This window comes from Desulforhopalus vacuolatus, from assembly GCF_016918505.1.
GTDB classification, from domain to species: domain Bacteria; phylum Desulfobacterota; class Desulfobulbia; order Desulfobulbales; family Desulfocapsaceae; genus Desulforhopalus; species Desulforhopalus vacuolatus.
Map to the genome: position 1 here is coordinate 1 of NZ_JAFFPZ010000026.1, position 25424 is coordinate 25424.

Annotated in this window: 24 protein-coding genes and 1 pseudogene; 14 read left to right on the top strand and 11 right to left on the bottom strand. The window is 48.9% G+C overall.

What is annotated here, in order from left to right:
• Positions 1 to 243 precede the first annotated feature (243 nt).
• Positions 244 to 807, bottom strand: a complete 564-nt coding sequence (locus JWG39_RS12925; RefSeq protein WP_205219836.1) for a 3'-5' exonuclease — start codon at positions 805 to 807, stop codon at positions 244 to 246.
• 288 nt (positions 808 to 1095) lie between these two features.
• Here JWG39_RS12925 and JWG39_RS17140 point away from each other — a divergent pair, with 288 nt between their 5' ends.
• Positions 1096 to 1188, top strand: coding sequence for a GxxExxY protein (locus tag JWG39_RS17140; RefSeq protein WP_369130627.1), 93 nt, complete (start codon positions 1096 to 1098; stop codon positions 1186 to 1188).
• Positions 1189 to 1395: 207 nt separating this feature from the next.
• Here JWG39_RS17140 and sppA read toward each other — a convergent pair whose 3' ends face one another.
• The gene (gene sppA, locus JWG39_RS12930; RefSeq protein ID WP_205219837.1) at positions 1396 to 3252 is read right to left on the bottom strand and encodes a signal peptide peptidase SppA; all 1857 of its coding nucleotides are present in this window, start codon (positions 3250 to 3252) and stop codon (positions 1396 to 1398) included.
• Positions 3253 to 3350: 98 nt separating this feature from the next.
• The gene (gene dinB, locus JWG39_RS12935; RefSeq protein WP_205219838.1) at positions 3351 to 4478 is read right to left on the bottom strand and encodes a DNA polymerase IV; all 1128 of its coding nucleotides are present in this window, start codon (positions 4476 to 4478) and stop codon (positions 3351 to 3353) included.
• Between the two features lie 133 nt (positions 4479 to 4611).
• Between dinB and JWG39_RS12940 the strand changes: the two genes are divergently transcribed.
• The 4 genes from JWG39_RS12940 to JWG39_RS12955 are packed head-to-tail and all read left to right on the top strand — an operon-like array spanning position 4612 to position 8553.
• Complete coding sequence (locus JWG39_RS12940; protein WP_205219839.1) at positions 4612 to 5277, top strand: Crp/Fnr family transcriptional regulator; 666 nt, start codon at positions 4612 to 4614, stop codon at positions 5275 to 5277.
• A 9-nt stretch (positions 5278 to 5286) separates the two neighbouring features.
• Entirely contained in the window at positions 5287 to 6228 is a 942-nt protein-coding gene (locus JWG39_RS12945; protein ID WP_205219840.1) for a glycosyltransferase family 2 protein, read from the top strand.
• The gene (locus JWG39_RS12950) at positions 6228 to 8288 is read left to right on the top strand and encodes an HAD-IA family hydrolase (RefSeq protein ID WP_205219841.1); all 2061 of its coding nucleotides are present in this window, start codon (positions 6228 to 6230) and stop codon (positions 8286 to 8288) included. Before JWG39_RS12945 ends, JWG39_RS12950 begins: the two co-directional genes overlap by 1 nt.
• Before the next feature lie 10 nt (positions 8289 to 8298).
• Positions 8299 to 8553 carry a hypothetical protein gene (locus JWG39_RS12955; RefSeq protein ID WP_205219842.1) on the top strand — a complete coding sequence of 85 codons (255 nt, stop codon included), beginning with the start codon at positions 8299 to 8301 and terminating at the stop codon, positions 8551 to 8553.
• Positions 8554 to 9108: 555 nt separating this feature from the next.
• Here JWG39_RS12955 and JWG39_RS12960 read toward each other — a convergent pair.
• From JWG39_RS12960 to JWG39_RS12970, 3 genes are all read right to left on the bottom strand, one after another.
• Complete coding sequence (locus tag JWG39_RS12960; RefSeq protein WP_205219843.1) at positions 9109 to 10836, bottom strand: flagellar assembly protein A; 1728 nt, start codon at positions 10834 to 10836, stop codon at positions 9109 to 9111.
• A 288-nt stretch (positions 10837 to 11124) separates the two neighbouring features.
• The gene (locus tag JWG39_RS12965) at positions 11125 to 11730 is read right to left on the bottom strand and encodes a flavodoxin family protein (RefSeq protein ID WP_205219844.1); all 606 of its coding nucleotides are present in this window, start codon (positions 11728 to 11730) and stop codon (positions 11125 to 11127) included.
• A 32-nt stretch (positions 11731 to 11762) separates the two neighbouring features.
• Positions 11763 to 12437 (bottom strand): CBS and ACT domain-containing protein, encoded by a 675-nt coding sequence (locus JWG39_RS12970; RefSeq protein ID WP_205219845.1) that lies wholly within the window; start codon positions 12435 to 12437, stop codon positions 11763 to 11765.
• 217 nt (positions 12438 to 12654) lie between these two features.
• On the opposite strand from JWG39_RS12970, the gene iorA reads away from it, so the two are divergent.
• The 5 genes from iorA to JWG39_RS12995 all read left to right on the top strand — a co-directional run bounded on the left by iorA (position 12655) and on the right by JWG39_RS12995 (position 18392).
• On the top strand, positions 12655 to 14469 hold the full coding sequence (iorA, locus tag JWG39_RS12975) for an indolepyruvate ferredoxin oxidoreductase subunit alpha (protein WP_205219846.1): 1815 nt from the start codon (positions 12655 to 12657) through the stop codon (positions 14467 to 14469).
• 11 nt (positions 14470 to 14480) lie between these two features.
• Positions 14481 to 15059 carry an indolepyruvate oxidoreductase subunit beta gene (locus JWG39_RS12980; RefSeq protein WP_205219847.1) on the top strand — a complete coding sequence of 193 codons (579 nt, stop codon included), beginning with the start codon at positions 14481 to 14483 and terminating at the stop codon, positions 15057 to 15059.
• Between the two features lie 109 nt (positions 15060 to 15168).
• On the top strand, positions 15169 to 16482 hold the full coding sequence (locus tag JWG39_RS12985; protein WP_205219848.1) for a phenylacetate--CoA ligase family protein: 1314 nt from the start codon (positions 15169 to 15171) through the stop codon (positions 16480 to 16482).
• Positions 16483 to 16555: 73 nt separating this feature from the next.
• Positions 16556 to 16987, top strand: a complete 432-nt coding sequence (locus JWG39_RS12990; protein ID WP_205219849.1) for an ACT domain-containing protein — start codon at positions 16556 to 16558, stop codon at positions 16985 to 16987.
• Positions 16988 to 17093: 106 nt separating this feature from the next.
• Positions 17094 to 18392 (top strand): phenylacetate--CoA ligase family protein, encoded by a 1299-nt coding sequence (locus tag JWG39_RS12995; RefSeq protein WP_205219850.1) that lies wholly within the window; start codon positions 17094 to 17096, stop codon positions 18390 to 18392.
• A 157-nt stretch (positions 18393 to 18549) separates the two neighbouring features.
• On the opposite strand, the gene JWG39_RS13000 is transcribed toward JWG39_RS12995, so the two are convergent.
• The 3 genes from JWG39_RS13000 to JWG39_RS13010 form a co-directional block, all read right to left on the bottom strand.
• Positions 18550 to 20442: an Lnb N-terminal periplasmic domain-containing protein gene (locus JWG39_RS13000; RefSeq protein WP_205219851.1), complete on the bottom strand. Its 1893-nt coding sequence runs from the start codon at positions 20440 to 20442 to the stop codon at positions 18550 to 18552.
• Between the two features lie 107 nt (positions 20443 to 20549).
• Positions 20550 to 21029 (bottom strand): DUF3015 family protein, encoded by a 480-nt coding sequence (locus JWG39_RS13005; protein WP_205219852.1) that lies wholly within the window; start codon positions 21027 to 21029, stop codon positions 20550 to 20552.
• 658 nt (positions 21030 to 21687) lie between these two features.
• A complete protein-coding gene (locus tag JWG39_RS13010; RefSeq protein WP_205219853.1) occupies positions 21688 to 21873 on the bottom strand; it encodes a hypothetical protein in 186 nt (61 codons plus the stop codon).
• An 88-nt stretch (positions 21874 to 21961) separates the two neighbouring features.
• Between JWG39_RS13010 and JWG39_RS17145 the strand changes: the two are divergent.
• The 4 genes and pseudogenes from JWG39_RS17145 to JWG39_RS13025 form a co-directional block, all read left to right on the top strand.
• Positions 21962 to 22231 (top strand): annotated as a pseudogene (locus JWG39_RS17145) (DUF134 domain-containing protein); the annotation flags it as partial.
• Between the two features lie 113 nt (positions 22232 to 22344).
• Complete coding sequence (locus JWG39_RS17150; RefSeq protein ID WP_369130626.1) at positions 22345 to 22545, top strand: DUF5320 family protein; 201 nt, start codon at positions 22345 to 22347, stop codon at positions 22543 to 22545.
• A 9-nt stretch (positions 22546 to 22554) separates the two neighbouring features.
• Positions 22555 to 22899 (top strand): DUF5320 domain-containing protein, encoded by a 345-nt coding sequence (locus JWG39_RS13020; RefSeq protein ID WP_205219855.1) that lies wholly within the window; start codon positions 22555 to 22557, stop codon positions 22897 to 22899.
• Positions 22900 to 23410: 511 nt separating this feature from the next.
• Positions 23411 to 24253: an HD domain-containing protein gene (locus JWG39_RS13025; RefSeq protein ID WP_205219856.1), complete on the top strand. Its 843-nt coding sequence runs from the start codon at positions 23411 to 23413 to the stop codon at positions 24251 to 24253.
• A gap of 271 nt (positions 24254 to 24524) precedes the next feature.
• Here the strand turns inward: JWG39_RS13025 and JWG39_RS13030 are convergent, their stop codons facing one another.
• Both JWG39_RS13030 and JWG39_RS13035 read right to left on the bottom strand, forming a co-directional pair.
• Positions 24525 to 25151, bottom strand: coding sequence for an NF038143 family protein (locus JWG39_RS13030; RefSeq protein WP_205219857.1), 627 nt, complete (start codon positions 25149 to 25151; stop codon positions 24525 to 24527).
• Positions 25141 to 25374, bottom strand: a complete 234-nt coding sequence (locus tag JWG39_RS13035) for a hypothetical protein (RefSeq protein WP_205219858.1) — start codon at positions 25372 to 25374, stop codon at positions 25141 to 25143. The genes JWG39_RS13030 and JWG39_RS13035 overlap by 11 nt, the downstream gene beginning before the upstream one ends.
• Positions 25375 to 25424 lie beyond the last annotated feature (50 nt).

The window sequence follows — 25424 nt, forward strand, 5'->3', positions numbered from 1 at the left end:
TATGGTAGCGCCAGCAGGCTCAAATCGACCATTTTTCAATGGGTCTCAAATTTATTTTTTTGCCCTTGAAAAACCTGTCAAGCTTTTTTTTATTTATTAATTTTTCGAGGGGGGTGAGTAGTTACATGGTTTTTTCAGTAATAATTCGTGTTTATTCGTGTCCATTCGTGGTTTCTTTTGTCGTTTGTAACCATGAATGGATAAACAGCAGACAAAACGGGGTATAACTTAATAGGAATGGTATTACTGCATGGCAAAGAGCGTTCTGTTCATCTTCTCGATACGAACCATGATCATGGCGCAGGCTCTTGCATCACTCAGGGCGTCATGGTGGTTCAGTTCGATGCCGAGATGTTTTGAGACGGTCGGCAACTTGTGGTTGGGAAGCTTTGGAAAGACTTTACGGGAGAGCTGGACAGTACAGGTGGTGGAGAGACGAGGAATCGTGATGCCGTATATCTCCAGACTTTTATGCAAAACAGTGTGATCAAACACGGCATTATGGGCGACAAAGGGGCAAAACTCCTTCATGATAATATCCATGCCCTTGTCCTCCCACAGTTCAGCGAGAGTAGGGGCGTTTTGCGTCATCTCCGGGGTAATGCCGGTGAGCTCGATGTTGAAGCTGTTGAATGTGTTCCCCGGAGGATGGATAAGAGACTGCGTTTCGCCGACAATCTCGCCGTCTTTCACAAAGACAATTGCTACGGAGGATGCGCTCTCCATTGAACTTGAGGCTGTCTCGAAGTCAAGTGCCATGAAATCGGCGTGTTCGGCAAGCTGCATGGTGTTTCTAAAACTGGTCATATCTTTTTCTCTCAAATAGTGATTATACCAATTACATTTTTTACTGACCAAATAACGTGACCGCGTGGACATCTTTTTTGGCGATTACGAATGAGTAATAATTCGTGTTTATCCGTGTCCATTTGTGGTTCCTTTTGTCATTTGTAACCACGAATAGACACGAATTTTCACGAACAGGGACAACGCATTAAACGAAAACGTTTGTATCCGAAGTTAAGCCGTACGGTGCACCAGGATTATTATGAATAAGATTGGCTACCACGGAAAACACGGAAGGACACGGAAAACATCAATTATCTTAAAGTAACAAATTTAAAACCAGGATTATTAATCAACTTTGGTAGTCATCCGAAAGTCGATATTGAGTGTTTTTCGCTCTAATATTCCGTGCTTTCCGTGTCTTCCGTGGTAGCAATTTTCTGTTTAATTTTAAAATATTTTTTTTAAGTTTTTCGCTGTTCCGTCTTTTGCTTTTCCCTGTCTCCTTTCTCCCGTCTCCCTTCTCCCATCCACCTGCCTTTGAATCCACCAATACAAAATGTATGGCATTACAGAGGAACGGGAACTTCAAGGTATCCTCTACTCTTCTCAGCGTATTGGCCGTATTCCCGGTTCCCAGGAGTAAATTCCCTTTGGATCATTGAATTTCCCCAGTGCGCTGTCAATCGCGACTGAATGCTGTTTCTCCAGTTCGCTGACAACCCTGCCAAGCTGGTCGCCGAACATAAAAGCGGTGACGTCCGCCCTGGCTGAACGGAGGAACTGCATGAGTTTTTCTTTCATAGTCTGTTTCGGACGAATGAGGATGGGCTTCGGCTGTACCTTCGCCAGTTTCCCCGCTACGATGATGGCCCGCTGCATGTCGCCCAGTTCGTCAACCAGGCCGAGCTGCTGTGCCTTTCTTCCCGCATAGACCCGGCCTTCGGCTATCTGCGTGACCCTGCGCATGGAGATATTCCGACCGCTGGCGACGATATTGAGGAAACGGTTGTAGGTATTTTCCACTGAGAGCTGAATCATCGCCTGTATGTCTTTCGACAGCGGCTGCACAACGTTTATCCCCGCAGAGAGAGGGGTAGTTCCCACGCCGTCACTGTGTACACCGATGGCATTCAAGCTGTCGCTGAAGTTGGGCAGGACGCCGAAGACCCCGATTGAGCCGGTAATGGTGGTCGGGCTGGCGATGATTTTATCTGCACTGGCAGAGATCCAGTAACCGCCTGAAGCGGCCATGGAGCCCATGGAGACAACAATCTTTTTGCCGCTTTTCTTCAGTTCCAGCAGCTCTTCCCGAATTACTTCTGAGGCGAAGGCTGAGCCACCGCCGGAGTTGACCCGCAGTACAACCGCCCTGATATTATCGTCAAGGCGTGCATCTTTGAGCATCTGAGCGATGGTGTCACCGCCGATCTGTCCTGTCGGGGCCTTGCCGTCAATGATCGTTCCTTCGGCAATGATAATAGCGATATTCCCATCCTGGCCAGCGAAGCTGCGGGGCACACCTCCCTCCTGAAGGTATTGGCGCAGAGGGATCAATTCCATGTCTTCCCCGGCAACTCTGGTTATTTCATCCCGCATCTGCGGGCGGGTGGCGAGCATATCCACCAGCCCGGCACCTCTGGCAACTTTGGCACTGTCTCCGTTGAGGGTCTCAAGATTAAGCTGCATATTTTCAGTGTAGAGCTGCAGTGCGTCGGGCTTCAATCTGCGATTGGCGACCACGTGGCTGCTGTAGTCCCCCCAGAGGGAATCGAGCCACTGCATCGACTGCTCTCTATCGGCATCGGACATACTGTTACGGATCAGCGGTTCAATGGCGGATTTATAGGTCCCGACCTTGAAGATGTAATATTTCATCTTCAGCGTATCGATTGCATCTTTAAAGTAAAGGGAGTACCGCCCCAGACCAAAGATATCAACGGAACCCATCGGGTTGAGCATAATGGTATCAGCCCAGGAGGCGAGATAGTAGCGACCCTGGCTGTAGCTGTCGGCCCCTGCCAGCACTTTTTTCCCTGAGGAACGGAAATTCTTCAGAGCCTCGCCGATAACAGTGAGCTGATTGAGGGAGGCTCCATCCATTTTACTGGTGTCGAGAAAAATCGCCTTGATGCGTTTATCGTTCTTTGCATGGTGAATAACATCAAGGATATCCTGCAGGCAGGTATTGGCGTTATCGGCATCGTTGAGCTCGGAGAGCAGGGAGGAGAGGGTGTCGCTGGAAATCTCCTGTTCGACAATCTTGCCGGTGATGTTGAGCTGCAGCACAGAGTTTTCAGGGATCTTTAAGGCCGTGGCCTCTTTATCCTCACGATTGAGTACCGCGACTGCCACCGCGATTACACAGATCAGCAGGATGACGTTAAGGATGCCATGACGGATGAAGGTGAAAAAATTGTCCACATATTTCAGTATCTTCCAGATGGCTTTCAACAGGTCTTTCATTCTTACTCTCTTTTGTGGGGCGGGACGTCAGTCGTCCCATTGTATATGCGTCGGTACTTTTGGGAACATTGAATAATCACTCATCTGCCTGTTTACAGCTAAATTTTTTTCTCGGAAGATGTAATTTCAAGGTACCCTTTTTTCATAAAGGGCAGCAAAAGCTGGTGTGGCTCGTCGTTGCGGGTGAGTTTCCCCACGCTGACGCCGAGCAGACGTATTTTTTTACCGTAGAACTCCACCTGAGTGAGGAGGTTCGGCAGCAGCGTGTAGATATCAAAGTCACTGGTAATCGGTATCTGGCTGGTGTGTGAGCGGGTGATGGTGGTGAAATCCTGAAAACGGACCTTCAGGGTGAGGGTAAAACCTCTCTCATGGAGTGTACACAGGCTCTCTCCCACCTCGCGGGCAAGTTCCTTGAGGATAGTCTGGATTTCCAGGATGTCGTCGATATCTTCACTCAGGGTGGTCTCTCTGCCTGTTGATTTCCGCATCTGGCCGGGTTGCACCGGGCGCTCATCAAGACCTCGGGAAATATTGTAGAAAAACTGACCGGACTTGCCAAAGTGGAAGGTAAGATCGGGCAGAGTCCACTGGCGAAGGCTGGCACCGGTCTTGATCCCGAGGGCGAGCATCTTCTTTTTGGTGGCTTTCCCTACGCCGTAAAATTTGCCGATGGGCAGCGAGGCAACAAATGCCTCTGCCTGCTCGGGAGGGATCAGGGTGAGGCCGTCCGGTTTGTTTATATCGGAGGCCACCTTGGCGATAAACTTGTTACAGGAGACGCCGGCAGAAGCGGTGAGGCCGGTGGCGGTGTAAATTTCTTTACGGATGATCTCCGCGAGACGGGTGGCGGAACACTCGCCCCAACTGTTTTCGGTGACATCAAGGAAGGCTTCGTCCAGAGAAAGTGGTTCCACGAGGTTGGTGATGTTGTGAAAAATTCCCATTATTTCCTGGGAGACTTCGCGATAGCGGTCGATGCGCGGGCGAACAAAAAGAGCCTGCGGACAGCAGCGTACGGCGTGGGCAGAGGGCATGGCCGAGTGAATACCGAAAACCCTCGCCTCATAAGAACAGGCGGCAACGACTCCCCGGCTCCTCGGCGAACCGCCGACGATAAGTGGTTTTCCCCGGTATTGCGGGTTGTCCCGCTGCTCTACACTGGCGAAAAATGCATCCATGTCAATATGGATTATTTTTCTTTGACGGGACGCAGGCTTTGTCATAAGGTAAGCTACTCGAAACAGAGAGTGAAACGTGGCTTAACCGTGCCGCGCAGAGGAATTTTATCAGAACTTCCTGCAGTCATCGACATCCCTTCAGGATGTTTCATTATAACCCACTCGTATTGCTGGTGAAATGATAAAAAAAAACCTCGTTCTATCAAGCTCCCTTTTCGATTCACTTCCTGCCGATCAGCTTGCAGTGCTTTCCGGGATTTCAGTGGAGAAACACTATGCCCGCGGAGAGTCCATCTTTTTTGAGGGCGATCCCGGAACAGGTTTTCATCTGCTGACAGAGGGGCGGGTGAAAATTTATAAGGTGGCGGACAGCGGCCGGGAGCAGATTCTCCATATCTTCGGGCTGGGGGAAACTTTCGGCGAGGTGCCGGTGTTTCACGGCACGCCGTTTCCCGCCTCGGCGGAAGCTCTTTCCGCTGTGAAAACCCTCTATTTTCCACGGAAAAGTTTTGCGGCGCTGGTGGAAAAATATCCGACTCTTGCCATGAACATGCTGGGCGTGCTGGCGCTGAAGCTGCGCCAGTTTGCACAGCAGGTCGAGGATCTCTCTCTCAAAGAAGTTCCGGCACGGCTGGCGGGGTATCTGCTTTACCTGAGGGAGGAGCAAAAGAGCCAGGAAAGCGTCCGCCTGGAGATTTCCAAGGGACAGCTGGCCAGCCTGCTGGGAACAAGTGCAGAGACGCTTTCGCGCATCTTTACGAAGATGGGTTGCGAAGGTCTTATTGAGGTGAAAGGACGGGAAATTCATCTGCTGGATATCAGCGGGCTGGAGAAGCGTTCATAAGGAGGACGTATGGCAGGTGATGAGACCCCGCTGATCTCAGTGGTGATTCCGGCATATAACCATGAAAAATTTATCGGCGCGGCCATCGACAGCGTGCTGGGCCAGACGGTGGCTGACTTCGAGCTGATTGTCATCGACGACGGCTCCACCGACGGCACCGCCGCAGTGGTGCAGGAATATAATGATCCCCGGCTCTCCTTTTATCATCAGGAAAATCAGGACGCCTTCAATACCATCAACCGCGGGCTCGGCATGGCGCGGGGCAGATATATCTCCATTCTCAATTCCGACGATATCTATACCACCGACCGCTTTGCGCGCATTCTCGCCTGTATTGAGCGGCAGACTTCTACAGGGGTGACTCCCGAGGTCGTGATTACCGACGTCTCGCCCATCTCTGATACCGGAGTGATCTTCTCCGATCCTGATTTCGGATGGAATCTCTGGCACCGGAAAAATCGCGAGACATACTTAGCCAGCGGCGATATCTACACCGCTTTTCTTAAAGGCAATTTCATGGTGACGACCTCCAACCTCTTTATGACCCGCAGGGCAGTGGAGAAGGTGGGGAAATTCTGTTCTCTGCGTTATCTGCACGACTATGATTACATCTTCCGTCTGATGCTCGCCTTCCCGAAGCAGGTGCAATATCTGTATGATGAAAGGCTGCTCTTCTATCGGATTCATAATGGCAATACCCTTGGTGAAGCCGCGATCATCGGCCGTCGTCAGGACCAGCAGCTGATCGCAAAATACATGACCGAGGCTGTGCCGCAGGAGTTTCGCCAGCGGATTGAGGCAGGCGCGGAGCGGCTTGTTGAACTGGGTGATGAGTTGCACGAGGTGCAGCAGCAGCTGCAACCCGGCGTGGTGGCGGGCGTTCGACCGGCAGCGGCGATGCTGGCGAAGAGTCTGCGAGCCTTTGTCGCAAAAAAAATGAAACGGAATTGATGAAAAACAATACCTGCTACTCCCTCAAAAATCTCATTGAGACTGGCCGTCGGCTCGCCAAAGAAAAATCCGTTGTCAGTTTTGATCTGTTTGACACTCTGCTTGTCCGGCGGATTCATGACCCGGATCTTGTAAAGCTGCCGGTGGCCCGTTATATCGCCACGCTGGCGAAGAAACAGGGTATCAAACGTTCTGCAGTGGAGGTTCAGGAGCTGCGCGATCGTTTTGAAAACGAGATGCGTGCAGAGATCGGCCGCACCCACGCTGATCACGAGGCCTGCTATCCGATCTTCATGGAACGGTTGCTGGTGGAGATCTTCGGCGGGTTGGGGGCGGATCTGCTTGCCGACGTCACGGTGTATGAAATGGCAATGGAAAACCGCATGCTTGTACCCCGGGAAGAGCTGGTCGGCTGGCTGCGCGAGCTCTCTGCAGCGGGGAAGCGGATCTTTATTGTTTCGGACATGTATCTGCCAGCTGACCATCTCGAAAAATTGACTGACCACGCCGGCCTGAGTGAGTATGCCGAAGCCATTATCTCCTCGGCAGATTCCTTCGCCGCCAAGGCCTCTGGAGAGGGGTGGAAGCTGATGGCAGAGCGCTTCGACATACAGCCGGAAGACTGGCTGCATGTCGGTGACAACCCTTTTTCTGACGGGCTGCGGGCAAAGGAGGCGGGAATTACCCCGCTGTTGATTCATGACCCGCAGGAGGATCTCCGCAAGTCTCTTCTTCGCCGTTACTGGAATTACAGTGATGGGAAACCTTTCTGGCGCGGCCGCCTGCTGCAGCAGGTGATGGCTCCCCTTGAGGGGGAAAATATTCCCCGGGAACCGCTGTACCGTGAAGGCTATAATTTTATCGGTCCGCTGATCGGCATCTTCCTGCAGCAGATCCGTGAGATATGCCGCAAGGAAAAGTTGAGCAAAATTTTCTTCTTTTCCCGGGAAGGGTGGACTTTTGAGCGTTACTGGAAGCAGGCAATGCCGCTGATCTATCCCGGTGAAGAACTGCCGGAGATTGAATATCTCTACGTCAGCCGTATGGCGCTGGCTGGTGCTTCCTGTGCTCATGGCGGTCTGAAGAAAGAGAGTGCAGATATTGCCTTCCTGCCGCCGGGGAATCGTGATTTTACTGATCTCTGCCGCATATTCAGTCTTGAGGCGGAGGCCTTTACAGAGATCTTTGCCCGTTTCGGCCTTGAGGTTACCACCTGTCTGAGTCATATCCATGAGGGGTATCGGCAGGAGGACCGCCGTGCCTTTGAACGGATTCTGGATGATGAGGAATTTCAGATGGAGGTGAAGGCGCAGACCGCTGATGCCAATGCCGCGCTGCAGAAATATCTTGAGGACGTTGGCTTTTTCTCCCATAAACGGGTAGCGGTGGTGGACGTCGGCTGGCTGGGTTCCATTCAGCGTTTTCTGGTGGATGCTGTCTCCCATCGCGACGATGCGCCGGTCTGCAGGGGTCTGCTCTTCGGAGCAACCCGGGGAATTTCCTTCCCGACCACCGGGAAAAACAATATCTCCGGGGTGATCTACGACCAGAACCGCTTTGATTTTGCAGCCTCCGCGCTTTTCTATGCCCGCGACATCTTTGAAGAGGCCTGCCGCGCACCGTATCCGACCCTCAACGGCTACAGACTGAGTGATAACGAGAAGGGGTATGAGCTGATTTTTCGGCGCACGGACGATGCCCTCGGCATGGAAGAGAATGTACAGGACAGTTATTTTGCGCCGTTACAGCAGGGGATTTATGACTCGGCCGTCCGTTTCGGACAGGCGGTACGCCTGCTTGGCTGGGGGTATAGAGATTTCAAGCCATGGCTCAACTATCTGCTGGTCAGCAGGCTGGCGTTCCCGAAGACCGAGGAAATAATGCTGCTGCGGAATCGGTCGCATCTGGATGATTTTCACGGTGGAAAGAAGCCGAAAGCGGAATTTTTCAAAAATGCCGGACGTGAGCTGTGGGATCAGAGTGAAAGGAAACTGCGCTGGAGTCCGCTGCTGCGTTTGCGCCGTTATCTGTTTCACCTGCGGTCACGATTGAATCAGTAGGATGAAAACAATGAAAGAGAAGATTCAAAAGAAGAATTTCGATCTGGCTGGCAACAGCCACGCGCGTCTGACACGCATGATACTTTTTGCCAAAGTCATGCCCATTGGGAATATCGCGGGCGGGCCGGGGATACGCTGTCTTGCTGTACTCTCCGTGCTCTATTACTGCGGCTGGCCGCTCTATGCCTTTAACGCCCGTTACGGCCATCGTCTGGGGCGGATAAAGAGCCTTCTCTCCCGGCTGAAGAACAGGGGACGCGTATAATATTTCCATTTTGTATTGGCGGATTCAAAGGCAGGGGACGGAAAAAGGGAGACAGGAGAAAGGAGACGGGAGACAGGGAAAAGCAAAAGACGGAACAGCGAAAAACTTTTTGCCAACGAATAAAAGCTCTAATCATGCGAATAAAGGCAAAAAACTTTAAGAAGTTACGCTTTTATAAAAAATGCCATTTTTCGCATGATTAGACCATTTCTATTAAGTTATGCTCTTTTTACATCCTGTTTATCCATTTGTAATAGCCCAAAAAAATTTCCACGCAGTTGCGTTATCTGGTTAATACAAAATGTAAATGGTATAATACCATTTCCATTTTGTATTGATTCATCACCATTGATGGAAAATCGGCACGGCAGTGGTTTCCCACAATGTTGTTGTGTAGACAAGGCATGCCTTGTCTCTACGGTGGCGGCAATCAGCGAAATGGTAACCATCACCGATAACCCGTGAAACAATACAAACGTTTTCGTTTAATGTGTTGTCCCTGTTCGTGAAAATTCGTGTCCATTCGTGGTTACATAAGCTTCCCCCCTCAGGTTGTTATCTCTTCAGCGTGACCGCCACGATCCGTTTCCCGTTGTCGCTCAGTTTGAAGCGCTGCATGGTCATCGCTTTTTCCAGGGTGAGAGTGCGGTTACCGATACGCAGCATGCTGTTGGCAACGATTGTTCCCTTTACATCAATGGTGACCGTCTGGATGTCAATCGCTCTTTCTGTGCTGTAATCCTTTACTTTGTACTTCGCAATATGGGCAATATCTTCCTGAGTGGGCGGTGCCGTGCGCGACCAGATCCCCGAGCCGGGAATCATGTTCAGGCGCAGTTGCAGGAGCTTCAGCCCGGCAATCTTTTTCTCCATCCGGCGTATCTCGCTGGAGAAGGAGCTGCCGGAAAACTTTTCGAGATAATCGATTATCTCTTCCTGTATTCTGTTTATCTCCATCTGGCGTTCTTCATACTGCAATAATCTTTCCGGCAGCACTCCGGCGGCAATCTCCACCGGTCGGGAGTTCTCACCTCCCACATCCCCAAGAGAGACGTTTCTCTGCGCGAGAATGGTGCCGCCCATTACCTTGCTTTGAGGGTGACAGCGTACATTTTCGCCCGCTTCAATTGAGGCGTAGTAGGCCTGTGAGCGGAGAACGAAGATGCCTTCACACTGTGCTCTGCCCTGTTCGATAAAGTTAAGATCGATATCCCCGCCCACCTTGAGTCTGCTGCGTTTACCGGTAACCCCGGCTTTAACAACAAGGTTTCCATCACATCGAACTTCTCCGTTGTATATCCCTTCCGATATATTCACATCTCCTTCGGCATCTATATGGAATCCCGGCTGGACGGAACCCTGGATGGTGAGATTGTTTTTGGAAGTGATGCTGCCGGTTGTGGAATCAACGTCGGAGTGAATCGTCTGACTGGGAAGGACCTTGATGATGTTATTTCTGACGATGGAGAGTGTTCCGGAGCTGGTTGCCTGAATCTCATTGGTTACACGGGAAAAGATGACGTCGTTCAACAGTAAAGTTCTAAAATCAACTGCTTTGCGTGCCGGGATCTCTCTGCCGTAAATGGTCATGCCGGAGCGGCCCTGCACTGCGGGGATTTTCGTGGCGATGACCTGCCCCTTTTCGACGGCAACCATGGCGCGGCGCTCGCGGAATTCGATAACGTCGTTTTGCTGCATAACTCCGGAGATGGGCCCAATCTGCATGTTAAAGTGGAGGTGCGAGTCGATCGACTCTTCCACCGGTACCCCGCGGGCGATAACCATCTTGACGAACTCTCCGGCGTGTTTTACCAGCAGGGTGGGCAGCTCGGCGAGCAGTGCTTCATTTATGCCGCAGATAATTCCCTGGGCTTTGAGCAGGACGTGGATATCCTCGCTGATGAGAGATCGGCATCCGGCAAGGATGGGATGGAGAGAAAGTGTGACACTCATGGCGTCCGGGGAGACCTCAAAGAGTGGTTCAATTTCCATGGTATCCGCGAAGGTGATGGTGTGCTCAATGCGCTTGTTGACACAGCGCGGATACCCGGCGACTTCGGCGACGATGGAGTCTCCGTACCAGCGGGTATTTTTTCCGATCTCCAGAGATTCATGCTTTCTTTCACCAGGAGGAAAAGAGGCCAGTACCTGTCCAGCAGGAACCAGCTCGGAGACGAGGACACCTTCCGCGTCATCTTCTGCAAGGTGAACGACCTCACAGGAGTAGTGAAAGTGGGGGGCGATAAGGTTCGGAGTCGGTTTGATTATACTTTGGGTGCTCATAGAAATTCCGGGTCGGCTGATGTCAAAATCAGCTCAAAATTATGGAGTGTATTGGAGTGACTTTTAAGAGAATAGTGATAACCCGAAGAGCATGGTGCAATTTCTGCCGCAGGTGACTGAGAGAATGAAGAACCCCCTCGTCGCCGTAATGAATGGCGGGCGGCTCTCTACGCCGATGGCTCGCTCAGGGCTGCAGGGAGAGTTTCTTCTCTGATGCGGTGAGTGATTCACTGGACAACGGACTGGGGAAGAGGTTCCATCCGCCTGAAGGGACCCTGAAATAAATATTCAGAGCGAATTCGCCAGCTTTCGCCCCAGCTCAGCGGCCTGAGCTGTTACCTCGCTGTTATCTCGAACCCCGCCTTTCGTGAATATATTGAAAACGGCAAGCTCCCCGACAATTTCATACCCCAGTGCTGTAAGCGGGACGCGCATGGCCTCAAGGGTAAAGCCCATATCCTCTTTATTTTCCTGCTCACAGATGGCGACGATTACCGCTTTGCGCCCCTGATCTGCCAGTTGACTTGACCAGTTGTGGCGGCAGTCATCAGCAAAGTTGTAAAAACAATAGAGGCGGTCTATAAACGCCTTCATCCACGATGTAATATTATAGTTATGTGTGGGGCAGACAAGCACCAGTCCCTTTGCGGCGATAATATCCGGATAGAGGGTCGACATGCCGTCAATCAACCCTGTACATATCTTTGTTTTTCTGCATTTTTCACAACCGATACAACCTTGAAACTGCACCTGTGTCAGATTGAGAGATCTTACCGGTATGCCGTGCTGTTTAACCCCGGATGCAATCTCTTTCAAGAGAAGATCTGAATTGCCATTTTTCCGTGGACTGCCACTTACAGCAAAAACTCTGTTTTCCGGTTGGCTCATTGTCATTTTATTTTCCTTTGAGAGTGGAACTGCCCTTTCTACTCTTCGGGCAGCCATGGTGTGATATCTGTAACATATTTTCCTTTGGCTTTGATGCCTTTTTCCCTGAGGGTCGCCAAAGCTTTTTCCTCATCATTTTTGTTTACCCGCAGTACGAGCTGAGTGATTCCTTTATATTCAGGTTCAGGACAACTGATGAGACTCATGATGTTGATGTCCGCGTCACGGAAAATGGAACATATTCTGGCCAGCTGACCGATACCGTCACGTACAAAGATCTCCATGCGGGCACTGTCTTCGCCGAGGCCGATGGTCCGCAACAAAAACTTGAGAACGTCCGTGCGTGTGATGATACCTGCCAGCGTTTCACCATCCACTACCGGCAGGGAGCTGATATGTTTTTCCACCATGACATAGGCGGCCCGTTCGATGGTGGTCTCCGGGGGAACCGTGATTACCGGACTGCTCATCAGTTCGGAAACCTCAAGTTTCTCCAGAAGATAGGTCAATTCATGAACGGAAAGGGTGGTGGCGGGGGAGGCAGAGTAGCTTTTAATATCACGATCAGAGATCACTCCCACAAGTTTGTTGCTGCTGTTTACCACCGGCAGATGATCGATTCCCTTCTTTTTAACAAGGCGTTCTGCCTCAGCAATACTGGTTTCCGGATGAACAGTGATAAGATCCCGGTGCATGATCCGACCGATATACATGGTTGCTTCTCCTTTTTTAAATTATCTCTTATTTGTCTTCAAAACCCGCTACGTATACCAATTCTTTCCAAACTATACTGTTCTTTTCCTGGTTGCGCAAAACCTTCAACCATTCATTTCACGGACCTTTTTCACTTGCCGAGCATCTCTCTACGGGTTAGTTTACCCGATGTCTTTTTTCTATATTTATTGAATATTTACTCTTTATGGAGAAGGTATGAACAAAAATCAATTCTGGATGTCGGGAAACGAGGCACTTGCCCTCGGTGCATTCGAAGCGGCTGTTTCTGTCGCTTCGGGGTATCCCGGAACGCCGTCTACCGAAATTCTTGAGAATCTCGTCAAATATGATGAGGTTTACTGCGAGTGGGCACCCAACGAAAAAGTAGGGCTGGAAGTAGCTATTGGGGCTTCTTTTGCTGGAAGCCGTGCGCTGGCGACCATGAAACATGTTGGCCTCAATGTCGCCGCTGATCCGCTCTTTACTGCAGCCTATACCGGTGTACGCGGCGGACTGGTGGTGATCACCGCCGACGACCCCGAGATGCACAGTTCGCAGAACGAGCAGGACAACCGCAACTACGCCTTTGCCGCCAAGCTGCCCATGCTGGAGCCGTCCGATCCTGCTGAAACAAAAGAATTTATCAAACTGGGCTATCGTCTCAGCGAAGAACTTGATACCCCGGTACTGGTGCGCATGACCACCCGGGTCAGCCATGTGAAAGGAATTGTGGAGAAGGGTGAGATTGCTCCCCGTGCAGTTGCCTCAGTGGTGAAAAACGCTCCCAAGCAGGTCATGTTGCCGGCACTGGCGCGCAAACGCCGTGCCTATGTGGAAGAGCGCATGGCGAAAAACCGTGAAATAGCCGAGACGATTGAAATTAACCGCGTTGAGATGGGCGACACGAAACGGGGTTTCATCTGTTCCGGGGTAAGCTATCTCTATGTGAAAGAAGTCTTCCCGGAGGCAAGTGTTCTTAAACTCGGGATGTGCTGGCCGCTGCCGGAGAAAAAAATCAAGGCTTTTGCTGACAGTGTGGACGAGCTTTTCATCGTTGAAGAACTGGATCCTTTTCTGGAAACGCATATCAAAGCAATGGGCGTTACCTGCAAGGGCAAAGAGCTGGTACCAGATCAGGGGGAACTCAATTCCGCCATTGTCCGCCGTTCCATTGCGCCGGAAACTGCAGAGAAGTGCTTTGACGCCAGTGCATTACCACCCCGGCCGCCGAACATGTGCGCCGGTTGTCCGCACCGTGGCATTTTCTTCAATCTCTCACGGATGAATGTCTTTGTTTCCGGTGATATCGGCTGCTATACTCTTGGTTTTCTGCCGCCGCTCAGCGCCATGGATTCCTGTGTCTGCATGGGCGCTTCGGTTACCATTGCCCATGGCATGATCAAGGCCCTGGAAAACGCGGGAGCACAAGGCGAACCCGTTCACAACAAGGTGGTCAGCGTTATCGGCGACTCCACCTTTATGCACTCCGGTATCACCGGCCTGCTCAACAGCGTTTATAATGGCTCTTCGGCAACGCTGATTATTCTCGACAACCGTATTACCGCCATGACCGGACAGCAGCAGAATCCGGCATCCGGCAAGTCGATAAAAGGAGACCCGGCAACCAGTCTTGATATTGAGGGCCTCTGTCGGGCGCTTGGTGTCAAACACATCTGGACGGTTAATCCCCATGAGGTCCCGGAGACCCGCAAGATCCTCAAGGAGGCCATCGACTGTGAAGAGATGTCAGTGGTTGTCTCCCGTGCGCCCTGTGTATTGCTGCCGGAGATGAAAGAGCGCAAGCCGGTAAGTTATTATACCCGTCAGGAAAATTGTGTCGGCTGCGGGTCCTGTATCCGCCTTGGCTGCCCGGCGATCAGCTGGACGAAGTTTGGCGAGGGTGAAGCTGAAGCACAAGGGTACAAGAAAACCCAGAAGGGTGTTTCGAAGATTGACGAGAATATCTGCAACAGCTGCGGGCAGTGTGCTTCTCTGTGCAAATTCGATGCTATAACCCGTAAAGAGGCATAAGGAGGAGTATCATGGAAAAATCAGGAAATATCCTCTTTTCAGGGGTTGGTGGTCAGGGCATTCTGCTGGCGAGCGAGATTGTGGCTTATGCTCTGCTCGACGCGGGTTTTGACGCGAAAAAGAGTGAAGTACACGGCATGGCTCAGCGTGGAGGTTCCGTAACCGCCGAACTTCGTTATGGTAAAAAAGTCTATTCCCCGCTGATTGAACCTGGAAAGGTTGATCTGCAGATGGCCTTTGAAATGATGGAAGCTGTTCGCTACCTGCCCATGCTGCACAAGGGCAGCCGGGTGATTGTCAATACCCAGAAGCTGCTGCCTCCCTCTGTTGCCAATGGTTCGGTTGAGTATCCCGAGAACATTCTCGACAAACTCACCGAAAAAGGGATCACGGTGATTCCTGTAGATGCTTTTGCTCTGGCGAGTGAGGCAGGAGAGATCAAGACCGTTAATGTGGTCATGGTCGGCGTGTTGAGTAATTTCCTGCCGATGGCCACCTCGGTCTATGAAGAGGTAATCAGGGCCCATGTGAAAGAGCGTTTTCGGGATGTGAATCTCAAAGCTTTTGCCCTCGGTCGTAACGTGAGTTGACATCCATGCACAAGCCTTGAACATGAAGGAATTCTCTGCGTGTTCAAGGTGTCGTTAATATCACAATAACAGCGTATTAAAAATAAAGTACAAAAGGATTTAAGAATACATGGATGCTCAATACTGGAATGATGAGATAGAGACCATGCCCCGTGCGGGACTGGAGTCTATCCAGTTGATCCGTCTGCAGAAGCTGGTTAAACGGATGTATGACAGGGTGCTGCCGTACCGTGACAAAATGGATGCCATCGGACTGAAACCGGAGCATATCAAAAGCATTGGTGACCTGCGGCTGCTTCCTTTTACTGTGAAAGACGACCTGCGGGATAACTATCCCTTTGGTCTCTTTGCCGCGCCGATGTCTGAGGTTGTCCGGATTCACGCCTCCTCCGGCACCACCGGTAAACCGACCGTAGTTGGTTATACCAGAAAAGATATTGACCTGTGGGCCAATATCGTTGCCCGGTCTCTCGTCACTGCTGGAGCAACAAAAAATGATATCGTTCATAATGCCTACGGGTATGGTCTTTTCACCGGCGGACTTGGTGGACACTACGGAATTGAGAAACTTGGTGCTGCGGTAGTGCCTGCTTCAGGAGGAAACTCCCGCCGGCAGGTTAGTCTCTTGCGGGACTTTGGTTCCACCGTGCTGCTTTCCACACCATCCTACGCACTCAACCTTGCGGACGCGATGGAGGCCGTAGGCATTGATCCAAAAAATCTGTCTCTGCGTATTGGCGTTTTTGGTGCGGAGCCGTGGAGTGAGAATATGCGTGAAGAGGTGGAGAAAAAGCTCAACCTCAAAGCGACCGACATCTACGGGCTTTCCGAGATCATGGGACCGGGAGTGGCGCAGGAGTGCCAATTCTCCAAACTCGGCATGCATATCGCGGAAGACCACTTCCTGCCGGAGATTATCGACCCCGAAACCGGCGAGGTCCTGCCGGAGGGTGAAGAGGGTGAACTGGTCTTCACCACCCTCACCAAGGAGGCGTTCCCGCTTATCCGTTATCGCACCCGTGATATTTCCCGTCTCTACCGTGAGCCCTGCGCCTGCGGGCGCACCCTGGTGCGGATGGCGAAGGTGACCGGCCGTACCGATGACATGTTGATCATTCGCGGTGTCAACGTCTTCCCGAGTCAGGTGGAACATGTCCTGATGGGTGTGGAAGGTGTTGAACCTCACTATCAGATCGTTGTTGATCGGAAGGGTAATCTCGACACCATGACGGTGGAGGTGGAGGTCAGTGAGCAGTTTTTCTCCGACAAAGTCCGCCGTCTTGAGAGTCTCGGTGCAGGTATCAAAAAAGAGATCAAAGATTATCTCGGCGTAACAACTACAGTCAAACTGGTCGAGCCCAAATCTATTCAGCGCAGTGAAGGCAAGGCCGCGCGGGTTATCGATAGACGTAAATTGAGCTGAAAGCCGGGCTGATCAACGGGGAGATATTTCCCCGAAACATATTTCAAGGTTCCCTCAAGAAAAGGAGAACACTATGCTCGTTGAACAGATTGCAGTATTTGTGGAAAACAAGCCTGGCCGCCTGGCGGCTATCACCAGAATTCTTGCAGATAATAAGATTAATATTCGGGCTTTGTCAGTGGCTGATACTGCTGATTTTGGTATTCTGAGGCTGATTGTGGATAATCCACAAAAAGCAGCAAAATGCCTGCAGGATGGCGGTTTCACCGTTATTGTTACAGAGGTGGTTGCCATTGAGGTCGAAGATCGTACCGGCGGCCTTGCCACCGTTCTCGCTCACCTCGCTGATGCCGGGGTCAGCGTGGAATATATGTATGCTTTCGTCAATCGCTCCGGTGAGAATGCCATCATCATTTCCCGCTTTGAGCACATGGAGAATGCGGTAAAGGTTCTCGAAGGAACTGGTGTGAAACTGGTGAGCAAGGAGCAGATCTACAACATGTGAAGCAGCTGTGGCCGTTTTCAGCCTGCAGGGTACCCTGCAATAATTCCGGGGAGAGACAACTTTTCCCCTGCAACTTCTATTTATACTGGATAAAGGATACTGATCGATGTACTGGCAGAAAAAAGAGGAGTGCCGCCCGCGTGCGGAGTTGGAGAAACTGCAGCTTGCAAGGTTGAAAAATACTCTCACTCGGGTCGCCACCAACGTCCCTTTTTATCGAAATCAATTTCATAAACTGGGATTGAATCCAGAGAATATTAAATCGCTGGAGGATATTCGCAAATATCCCTTCACTCTCAAGCAGGATCTGCGTAATAATTATCCGTACGGCCTCTTCGCCGTGCCGTTGCGTGATGTTGTGCGCCTGCACTCCTCTTCCGGTACCACCGGAAATGCCACCGTCGTTGGTTACAGCCGTGAGGATATCATCACCTGGTCCAACCTTGTTGCGCGGATTCTTTGCGGTGCCGGACTTACTCCCAACGATGTGATTCAGATTGCCTTTGGCTATGGTCTCTTCACCGGTGGCTTCGGGCTGCACTATGGTGCGGAACGGCTGGGGGCATCGGTTATCCCGGTCTCTGCCGGTAACACCCGCCGCCAGATTCAGATCATGCAGGATTTCAAGACCACTGCGCTGGTCTGCACCCCGTCCTACGCCCTGAAACTGGCAGACACCATGATGGATATGGGCATTAATCCCAACGGCCTTTCCCTGCGCTTTGGTTTGTTCGGGGCAGAACCGTGGTCGGAGGAAATGCGCCAGGAGATCAATGAGCGTCTCGGCATCAAGGCCAGCGATAATTATGGCCTTTCTGAGGTTATGGGACCCGGTGTTGCTGGTGAATGTGAGGAGTTTCACGGGCAGCACATCAACGAGGATCACTTCCTTGTGGAGATCCTCAATCCGAAAACGCTGGAACCAGTGAAACCCGGTGATATTGGCGAGGTGGTCATTACCACCCTGACCAAAGAGGCATTTCCGATGATTCGCTACCGTACCCGTGACCTCACCCGTATGATTACCGAACCCTGTCCCTGCGGAAGAACCTTTCACCGCCTCGATCGTTTTGTCGGTCGCTCCGATGACATGTTGATTATTCGCGGAGTCAATGTTTTCCCGCTGCAGGTTGAATCAGCAATTTTCCGTATCGACGGAACTCAGCCGCATTATCAAATTATTGTCGATCGGAAAGATAATCAGGATACCTGCACCGTGAAGGTAGAGGTCAGCGAAAGCTATTTCTTCGATGAGATGCGCAAACAGCGCACCTTCATAGACGGTATCCAAAAGAGTCTCGCTGCGGAACTCGGTCTGAGTATCGATGTGAAGCTGGTTGAAGAACGCAGTCTGGAACGCTTTGAAGGCAAGGCGAAACGGGTGATTGATAACCGTATCTTGTAAGGGTTCCTTGAATACCGTATGAGATTTGACAGCGGATTACTCATTATAGTTCCAGCATCTCAGCCACTGAAACTATAATGAGAGTTTTTTAGCCTTCTTCTTTATGAAAATTATAAAAATGTGTAATTTCATAAGAATAATCTCCTTTTTTAAAAACTTACCAATACCACTTTACCTCTGCTGCTATTTTTGTTGTTGTTTCAGATGAGAAACTTATGGAGACCGCCATTTGTTCAGATATTTTATATTGAATCTGGCTCCCCCACACGAAGTCAAACTTCTCGCTATATTTCATATTCTCGAATCCTGCATACCACCAACTTTTGATTGAATCATTATCTGTAATGATGCCAGTATTAGGGCGCAACCGGGCATACGGTTTAATTGTATGTGCAGCTGTATCAACCATTGCATAAAATGATATTGATTCATTCAGGCTCCATGCGCGTCCCGCACCAAAACTAAAAATACCATCATTGTATGATTTATTATTATGCTCAGTCAAAGTAGTTCCAAGGCGTAATTGCCATGACCAGGGGTTTCCATCATCTATCGACAGGGAATTTTTTTTTAACTTCCTTATCCTGACAAGATCAAAATTATCAACAAAAAATCCATAATCACTTGCCCTGAAACCAATTGTTGTATCTAGAACTACAAGTTCATCTCCTTCAAGGTGATTTTGCCCAACAATTTCCTGGCTGAATGGAGACCAGTGTAATTTAAAGTATGTACTTTCAGTTGAATCCAGGCCCATTCCAATCCCCATTAACATTGGACGGTTACCTCTTGCTGGTGATTTCAATTGTGGTATTCCGTAGAACAATGATTTTGTTTGAGGTGGCAACCTGAGCCTGGCTAACAATATCTCATTTTTTTTCTCACGCATTTCAACACTTGGTGAAGGTTCTTCCGCAATTAACCTGTACTTGTAATAAGATAAGACCGTATCAATAATTCTGAGTCGTGAATGTTGTTGAAAGGAGGATGTTATTGATGATGTAGACGATACATCGTTGATTATTGTTTTAACGGCTTCTTTTTCTCTTTTCGTTAATTGAGCAAACTGGTAATAAAATTCTCTTTGGCTTGATGGATGGAAACAAACTAATTTTATTAATCCCTGGTCACCTTTAGCTCTTCTATTTTTGTCTATTTCTTCCAGCCTGAAAAATGTTTCAACAGGGATATACCATTTTTTAGCCTGATCAAGGAACGGTTCCTCGATAATAATCTCCAGTAACTCTGCAAGACGAAAAGCACAATTTTCATCTAAAAAATAGTAGTCAAATTTTCTCCCCAGGACCTCCCAGATATGTAAAATAAGAAGATTTCTCTGATAGTCGGACAAAAGTAACTCGTATTCCCAAATATCACGAAACTCTGTGCGAGAATAAACCAAATCATGAGTATAAAAATATTTATCAGAGAACCCGGCCTGGTATCCACCAGTAATACCCCTTACAACATATTGTAAGGTGGGCTCGTTTTCTGGAACTAATGCACCATAATTTATAGATAAATCAAATAATCCATCCTTGTCATCTCGTGAATATGTATTAAGTTTCAAGAATGAGTGCCCAAATACTGATGCAGGGTTGCCAAAATAGCCACTAACAAGAAACAAACTCATTGATTTTACATCATTGAGTAACGACCACTTTTCAAAAGATTCACACTGAGGTTCATGCAGTTTGTAATTGGGCAATGAAATCTTTTGAGAAAGCCAAAAATAGCGTGCGGGAAATTTACAACGAGGGCTTATGTCTTTTTTGTGTGGGTCTGATTCAGAATATGCGTGTATTGTAGCAACAAGTTCAGCTTTTGGATCATAACGTCCAGCAGGAGATAGGAAAAAATCTTCTGTTAGTATTTTACTTCTATTTCTTTTAAAGTGCAGTAATTTAAGCCATGTGGGGTCATTCGCTAAATTTTCTATTACATCTTCGTTAAGATCTCTCCCTTCATAAGCTATAGCATGATTCGATCCTGTCAGTACAGTGTAAAAGAAAAATAATAAAAAACAGGGGTATAGTTTATTGGTAGACAATGGTAAGTATTACAAGGGTTAATGGACAATAAAAAGGCATACTCTAAAAGGAAATACCATAGAGTATGCCTTCTTTTATGAAGTCACTTAATATTGTTTCCGAAACTTTAATAAGGACTCTGGCTGTATAAAATATTGTACAAATTTTCAGATTTTTGAAATTTTGTTTGATTGGTGTAATCTTGATTTGCAACATAGAAAGCAAAGTTGTTTCTTAGGTTATTTACTGCTTTTCCCTGAGATTCTTTGCTTACATTTGTCAATGTCATCAATGTATCCAGGTATTCACCCTGTCCACGGGCGATATCTTTTTCTAATGATTCATATGAATCAAAGATAAAAGCAGCACTTTTAGCTTGCCCTCCCACGCATGAGTCCGGACATGAGATGTTAGACGAAATTGCAGTTGTACCCAGGTCCCATGTTACATTGGTGACGACAGCAACAGGTGAAGTGTGAGGTGCTATCATTGCTCCAAGCCCGCATTCTATATAGATGTCTGCAAATGATCTAGCCATTATTGCCGGTGCAGTTATCAGTGACAGGACAAGAGCAACAGCGAAAAAATTAATCTTCTTTGTAAACATTTTTCTGCCTCCATTTTTATTGTGAAAGTTGTTTAATATTGGATAATATTTTGCACGTTTTGTGTTCTTCTCTCACCTCCTTTTTTTGTCCGCCGAATAATCCCTCCACATAACCGGCGGGGAAAATATGTATAGCGAAGCAACATCTTTTTTCTCCGTTCGAGTTGATGCGGTTGTCAGCATCAGTTGATTCTTTCGCCCACCTTCTTTGTTTGTTACAGTCAAAAAATTATCCTCGGAGGTAAGCGCCAGACTCCGATGTCAAAAAGTTACAGGCGGATAAATTTCCTTCTGTACCTCGAATAGGAACGAACGCAGGTTGTTTCAAAGGTACCCTTATTGTCTACCGTCATGAGATCCCCCGTGTCTGTTGCTGACGGATGAATAACCCGGGTTTTTTTAAAAAAATGTGTTTCTGGTGCTGGTGTATCCGATCAAAACAATACAAGCTTTTGTCTGCCTTTATGGCCCGAATCTGCATCTCGACTGATTTCTGGCAATTTTGCTCAAGCTCCTGTCAAAAACTCTTTTTGGCAGGATGTAAATTGTTTAAGCTAAATATTTGCTAAATATTAACAATATTTGATATCAAAAAACAAGATTGAATCCAGCTCTCCGTAAGAAGAAAGAAACTCTAAAACTGTATTTTTATGTCAGGCTACCTGGTAGTATAACGGTCGTAGACCAGCTGCTCCAGTGAGCGGTGGGGCAGGGATTTCGGCAGAAAGAGGGCTGCAGAGACGTGGTTGATATAAATCTGCTGTTTTGTGATAGAGTCAATTATGAAGGTTTTATCCCTGTAATTTCGCGTTGTTTGCCCATTATTTATTCTCTTTATTGGCACCTTTATGCTCGTTTGAGAGTATTTAATACTTGCTATAATAAAAAATCTTACCTACTATATGCTCATACGAGCAAAACAGAGAGGATATATGTCACGCCCAACTAAACCGAGATTTGTTTCTGCCTACCCTGTTATGGCTGCGTTTGTACCCCGCGGAGTTGCAGTCACCGGGGAGGTGCTCATTAGTGTGGAGGAATTTGAAGCTATACGCCTGAGCGATTTTGAACATCTGGATCAGGAAAAGGCCGCTGCCATGATGGGAGTTTCCCGTCATACTTTTGGTCGATTGCTTGGAAAGGCCAGAGCAAGGGTTGCCGATGCCCTGGTACTTGGAAAAGAGTTGAGAATTGAAGGCGGCAATTATGAGATTAGAGGCAGGGGGATGCAACGAAGGAGACGCGGCGGGGGCGGAGGTGGTCACGGCAGGCGGCAGGCAGCTCTTTTGAATAATCAACCCGGAGAGGTCATAAAATGCCAGGAAGAAACGGAACAGGACCTCAGGGGCGGGGAGCAGGAACCGGCGGGGGATCTGGCATCTGCGGAGCTCCCAAAGGAAGTTCGTCGCAATGCCGGCAAGGCGGAGGAACAGGCAGCAGTAGAAAAAAAGTAGAAGAAAGGGCGGCGGTTGTGAACACGGCAACCGCTGGTATCTGCAGTAAAAACAAACTATGAGGTGCTATTATGCCAGGATTCGACCAATCAGGTCCAATGGGACAAGGTTCACAGACAGGCAGGGGAATGGGGCAATGCAACCCGAATGCGCCAACAACAGATCAATACGCCGCTTTTGGGAGAGGCATGGGCTTTCGTCGGGGATGTGGTGCTGGTTTCGGCGGCGGCGGACGCTTTGCCGGGGCTGGACGTGGTGGGGGACGTGGAGCGGGGTTTTTCGGCCCGGCTGCAGTCAACCGCCAACCGGTTGCACCGGTAGATGAACAAGAATCCCTGAGAGCCCAGGCTGATCAGTTACAGCAATCGCTTGCAGCTGTACAACAGCGACTGGATGCCCTTGAAGTAAAAGAATAATTCACTCAACAGAGTATCTGAAGGAAAGAAGGACCGTTTGCCCGCAAACGGTCCTTCTTTTTTTGCCTTTATTCGCATGTATAGAGCTTTTCTTTGGCAAAAAGTTTTTCGCTGTTCCGTCTTTTGCTTTCTCCTGTCTCCTGTCTCCTGTCTCCTGTCTCCCATCCCCCTGCCTTTAAATTCGCCAATAGAAATGATATTACACATCATTGGTGAAAATCGGCACAACAGTAATTTCAGCAATGGTGTTGTAGAGACAAGGCATGCCTTGTCTACACGGTGAAGATAAACGTAACAATAACAGTGGAATGACTGGTAACGCATGGAATAAACTGGTAGCAATTCCCGAAATTATTAAGAGCAGATGCAACCGGGATTGGACCTCCTTAAACGGGCATAATTTAATCAGAATGGTATTATAAGGGGGTTGACTTTAATCAGAGTTGATCTAATTACCCGCCGAATAATAGCTCTGAAATTTTCGCGAATGTATCAAGATTGGAGTGTAAACATGTTGAACGAACAGATAATTGACGATTTAAAAAAATGGTTTGCAGCCTATGTTCAGACATTTACATCTGAGAACAACGAGGTACAGCAGAATATTAACCTTAAAGAAGAACACACCAGGCGGGTCTGCTGTGAAATTCTCCACCTGGGCCAGCAGCTCGGGCTTAATGCCAGCGAGTTGCGCCTGGCAGAAATCACCGCTCTTTTCCATGACATCGGTCGTTTCGAGCAATTCGCCAGGTACGGTACTTTTATGGATGGGAAATCGGTCAACCATGCGCAATTTGGCGTCAAAATTTTACAGGAAAAGAAGGTCCTGGCCAGGCTGGATGACTCCGTTCGTGATCTTGTTCTGCGCATCATCACCTACCACAATCGTGCTGTCCTGCCGACAGAGGAAAGTGCAACCTGCCTGTTTTTTTCCAGATTGCTCAGAGATGCAGACAAGCTCGATATCTGGCGGGTGGTGACCGAGTATTACCAGCAGAGAGACCAAAAAGCCAACACCGGGCTTGAACTTGGCCTGCCAGACACCCCCGTTTTTTCTGATGCCGTGGTGCAGGACATCCTTGCCGGAAGAATTGTCGACATAAAACACCTGAAAACTCTCAACGACTTCAAGTTGCTGCAGGTCGGCTGGGTATATGACCTCAATTTTATTCCGACGTTCCAGCGTTTAAAGGAAAAAGGATATCTGGATATGATCCGTGCTGTTCTGCCTGAGACGGAAGGAATAGACAAGATTTTCACAAACATTACCTCCTTTGTGATGAAGGAATGTGAAAAAAAGTCGGTTTCAGTGGAGAGACCGAATGGCCACTCCCTTGTGCCGGGGTTGAGCTGAAGCATCAGTCATGTCTTGAGCTGAGTCTTAAGAAACAACCCTGTTGCGACCTCTTTCTTTTGCCATGTAAAGGGCAGCGTCGGCTCGTGAGAGGGGTGATTGCAACGAGTCTTTCCCCGCGCAAAATTCTGCGGTTCTCCGGCAGTGTCTGAATTGTCAGTATAAAAGAAAAGGGGACAGAACTATTTATGCAAATTTGCGATAAATAATTCTGCCCCTTTTTAGGAAATCCCCTTTTTCAATCCTCAGGGTCCCTTGAATCAAAAGATGTTTAAAATATTTGTTCAGCCTCCTGAAGTCGCAAATCCTTCATCCCTTCAGCCATTGCTTTGGTGACGCGGAGGAGCTCGTCGCTGTCCCCCTCAATGTTTTCCAGAAGGGCCATATTAAAAGCGGCTTCAATTTTACCCAATCGGTGACAGACTTTCAGATAGTTCGATTTGTTCTGATATACGGCTCGAACCAGCTCCGGGTAACTGTCGCCTTTGGCCGTAAGGAGGAGTTGAAAATGTTTGGCAAGCAGAGTGAACCATTCAGCGGATAAAAGACGTGTTGTCTCCTGCTGATTGCCGATTTGATCCACCAGCAAAGAAATATCTACAGGAAGACCACTCACAAGAGATGTAAATGCCGCCTCCAGTGTCCTGCGCCCTGGAATCAGGTGGTTTTCGGAAAAATCTTTTAGAGCATTTTCATACTCTTTCAGTTTCCAGAAATAGAAGACAAAGATAATCGGAATAAATATCATCCAGACCCGAGGCACTGGTCTTTCGAGAACACGCAATGCCAGTTGCCGGGACATGGATTCCTGGGCGGCAAAAATCTGCGTCTTTTTTTTGTTGAGGTTAACGGCAGTTATCTGAGAGATCGATTCAATTCCCTCGTTATCACTTGTCAAGGACTGTCTCCAGATAATGCTCTGATTCTTTTACCTGTTCGACATCAGTGTAATAATAGCGAGTTGGGTCAATACCGTTATTGTCGAGATATTGTGACATCTTGTCGAGGATGCCCACTGAATGGGTCACATACGGTAGAAAAACATAGACAAAAGCCAGGCAGGTGCCAAGGGATGCCGCGAATTTTACCCATTTCAGAAACATGCCAGGTTCTTTCTTCATTATATCCTCGTATTTTCGGGCGGGAAAAGTGCTCCCGCCCGAAGTTATTC

What these genes read in the sequence shown, in the direction of transcription:
- JWG39_RS12925 (WP_205219836.1), bottom strand. Translation starts at nt 807, where the DNA reads ATGACCAGTTTTAGAAACACCATGCAGCTTGCCGAACACGCCGATTTC.
- sppA (WP_205219837.1), bottom strand. Translation starts at nt 3,252, where the DNA reads ATGAAAGACCTGTTGAAAGCCATCTGGAAGATACTGAAATATGTGGAC.
- dinB (WP_205219838.1), bottom strand. Translation starts at nt 4,478, where the DNA reads ATGACAAAGCCTGCGTCCCGTCAAAGAAAAATAATCCATATTGACATG.
- JWG39_RS12940 (WP_205219839.1), top strand. Translation starts at nt 4,612, where the DNA reads ATGATAAAAAAAAACCTCGTTCTATCAAGCTCCCTTTTCGATTCACTT.
- JWG39_RS12945 (WP_205219840.1), top strand. Translation starts at nt 5,287, where the DNA reads ATGGCAGGTGATGAGACCCCGCTGATCTCAGTGGTGATTCCGGCATAT.
- JWG39_RS12950 (WP_205219841.1), top strand. Translation starts at nt 6,228, where the DNA reads ATGAAAAACAATACCTGCTACTCCCTCAAAAATCTCATTGAGACTGGC.
- JWG39_RS12955 (WP_205219842.1), top strand. Translation starts at nt 8,299, where the DNA reads ATGAAAGAGAAGATTCAAAAGAAGAATTTCGATCTGGCTGGCAACAGC.
- JWG39_RS12960 (WP_205219843.1), bottom strand. Translation starts at nt 10,836, where the DNA reads ATGAGCACCCAAAGTATAATCAAACCGACTCCGAACCTTATCGCCCCC.
- JWG39_RS12965 (WP_205219844.1), bottom strand. Translation starts at nt 11,730, where the DNA reads ATGACAATGAGCCAACCGGAAAACAGAGTTTTTGCTGTAAGTGGCAGT.
- JWG39_RS12970 (WP_205219845.1), bottom strand. Translation starts at nt 12,437, where the DNA reads ATGTATATCGGTCGGATCATGCACCGGGATCTTATCACTGTTCATCCG.
- iorA (WP_205219846.1), top strand. Translation starts at nt 12,655, where the DNA reads ATGAACAAAAATCAATTCTGGATGTCGGGAAACGAGGCACTTGCCCTC.
- JWG39_RS12980 (WP_205219847.1), top strand. Translation starts at nt 14,481, where the DNA reads ATGGAAAAATCAGGAAATATCCTCTTTTCAGGGGTTGGTGGTCAGGGC.
- JWG39_RS12985 (WP_205219848.1), top strand. Translation starts at nt 15,169, where the DNA reads ATGGATGCTCAATACTGGAATGATGAGATAGAGACCATGCCCCGTGCG.
- JWG39_RS12990 (WP_205219849.1), top strand. Translation starts at nt 16,556, where the DNA reads ATGCTCGTTGAACAGATTGCAGTATTTGTGGAAAACAAGCCTGGCCGC.
- JWG39_RS12995 (WP_205219850.1), top strand. Translation starts at nt 17,094, where the DNA reads ATGTACTGGCAGAAAAAAGAGGAGTGCCGCCCGCGTGCGGAGTTGGAG.
- JWG39_RS13005 (WP_205219852.1), bottom strand. Translation starts at nt 21,029, where the DNA reads ATGTTTACAAAGAAGATTAATTTTTTCGCTGTTGCTCTTGTCCTGTCA.
- JWG39_RS17150 (WP_369130626.1), top strand. Translation starts at nt 22,345, where the DNA reads ATGCCAGGAAGAAACGGAACAGGACCTCAGGGGCGGGGAGCAGGAACC.
- JWG39_RS13020 (WP_205219855.1), top strand. Translation starts at nt 22,555, where the DNA reads ATGCCAGGATTCGACCAATCAGGTCCAATGGGACAAGGTTCACAGACA.
- JWG39_RS13025 (WP_205219856.1), top strand. Translation starts at nt 23,411, where the DNA reads ATGTTGAACGAACAGATAATTGACGATTTAAAAAAATGGTTTGCAGCC.
- JWG39_RS13035 (WP_205219858.1), bottom strand. Translation starts at nt 25,374, where the DNA reads ATGAAGAAAGAACCTGGCATGTTTCTGAAATGGGTAAAATTCGCGGCA.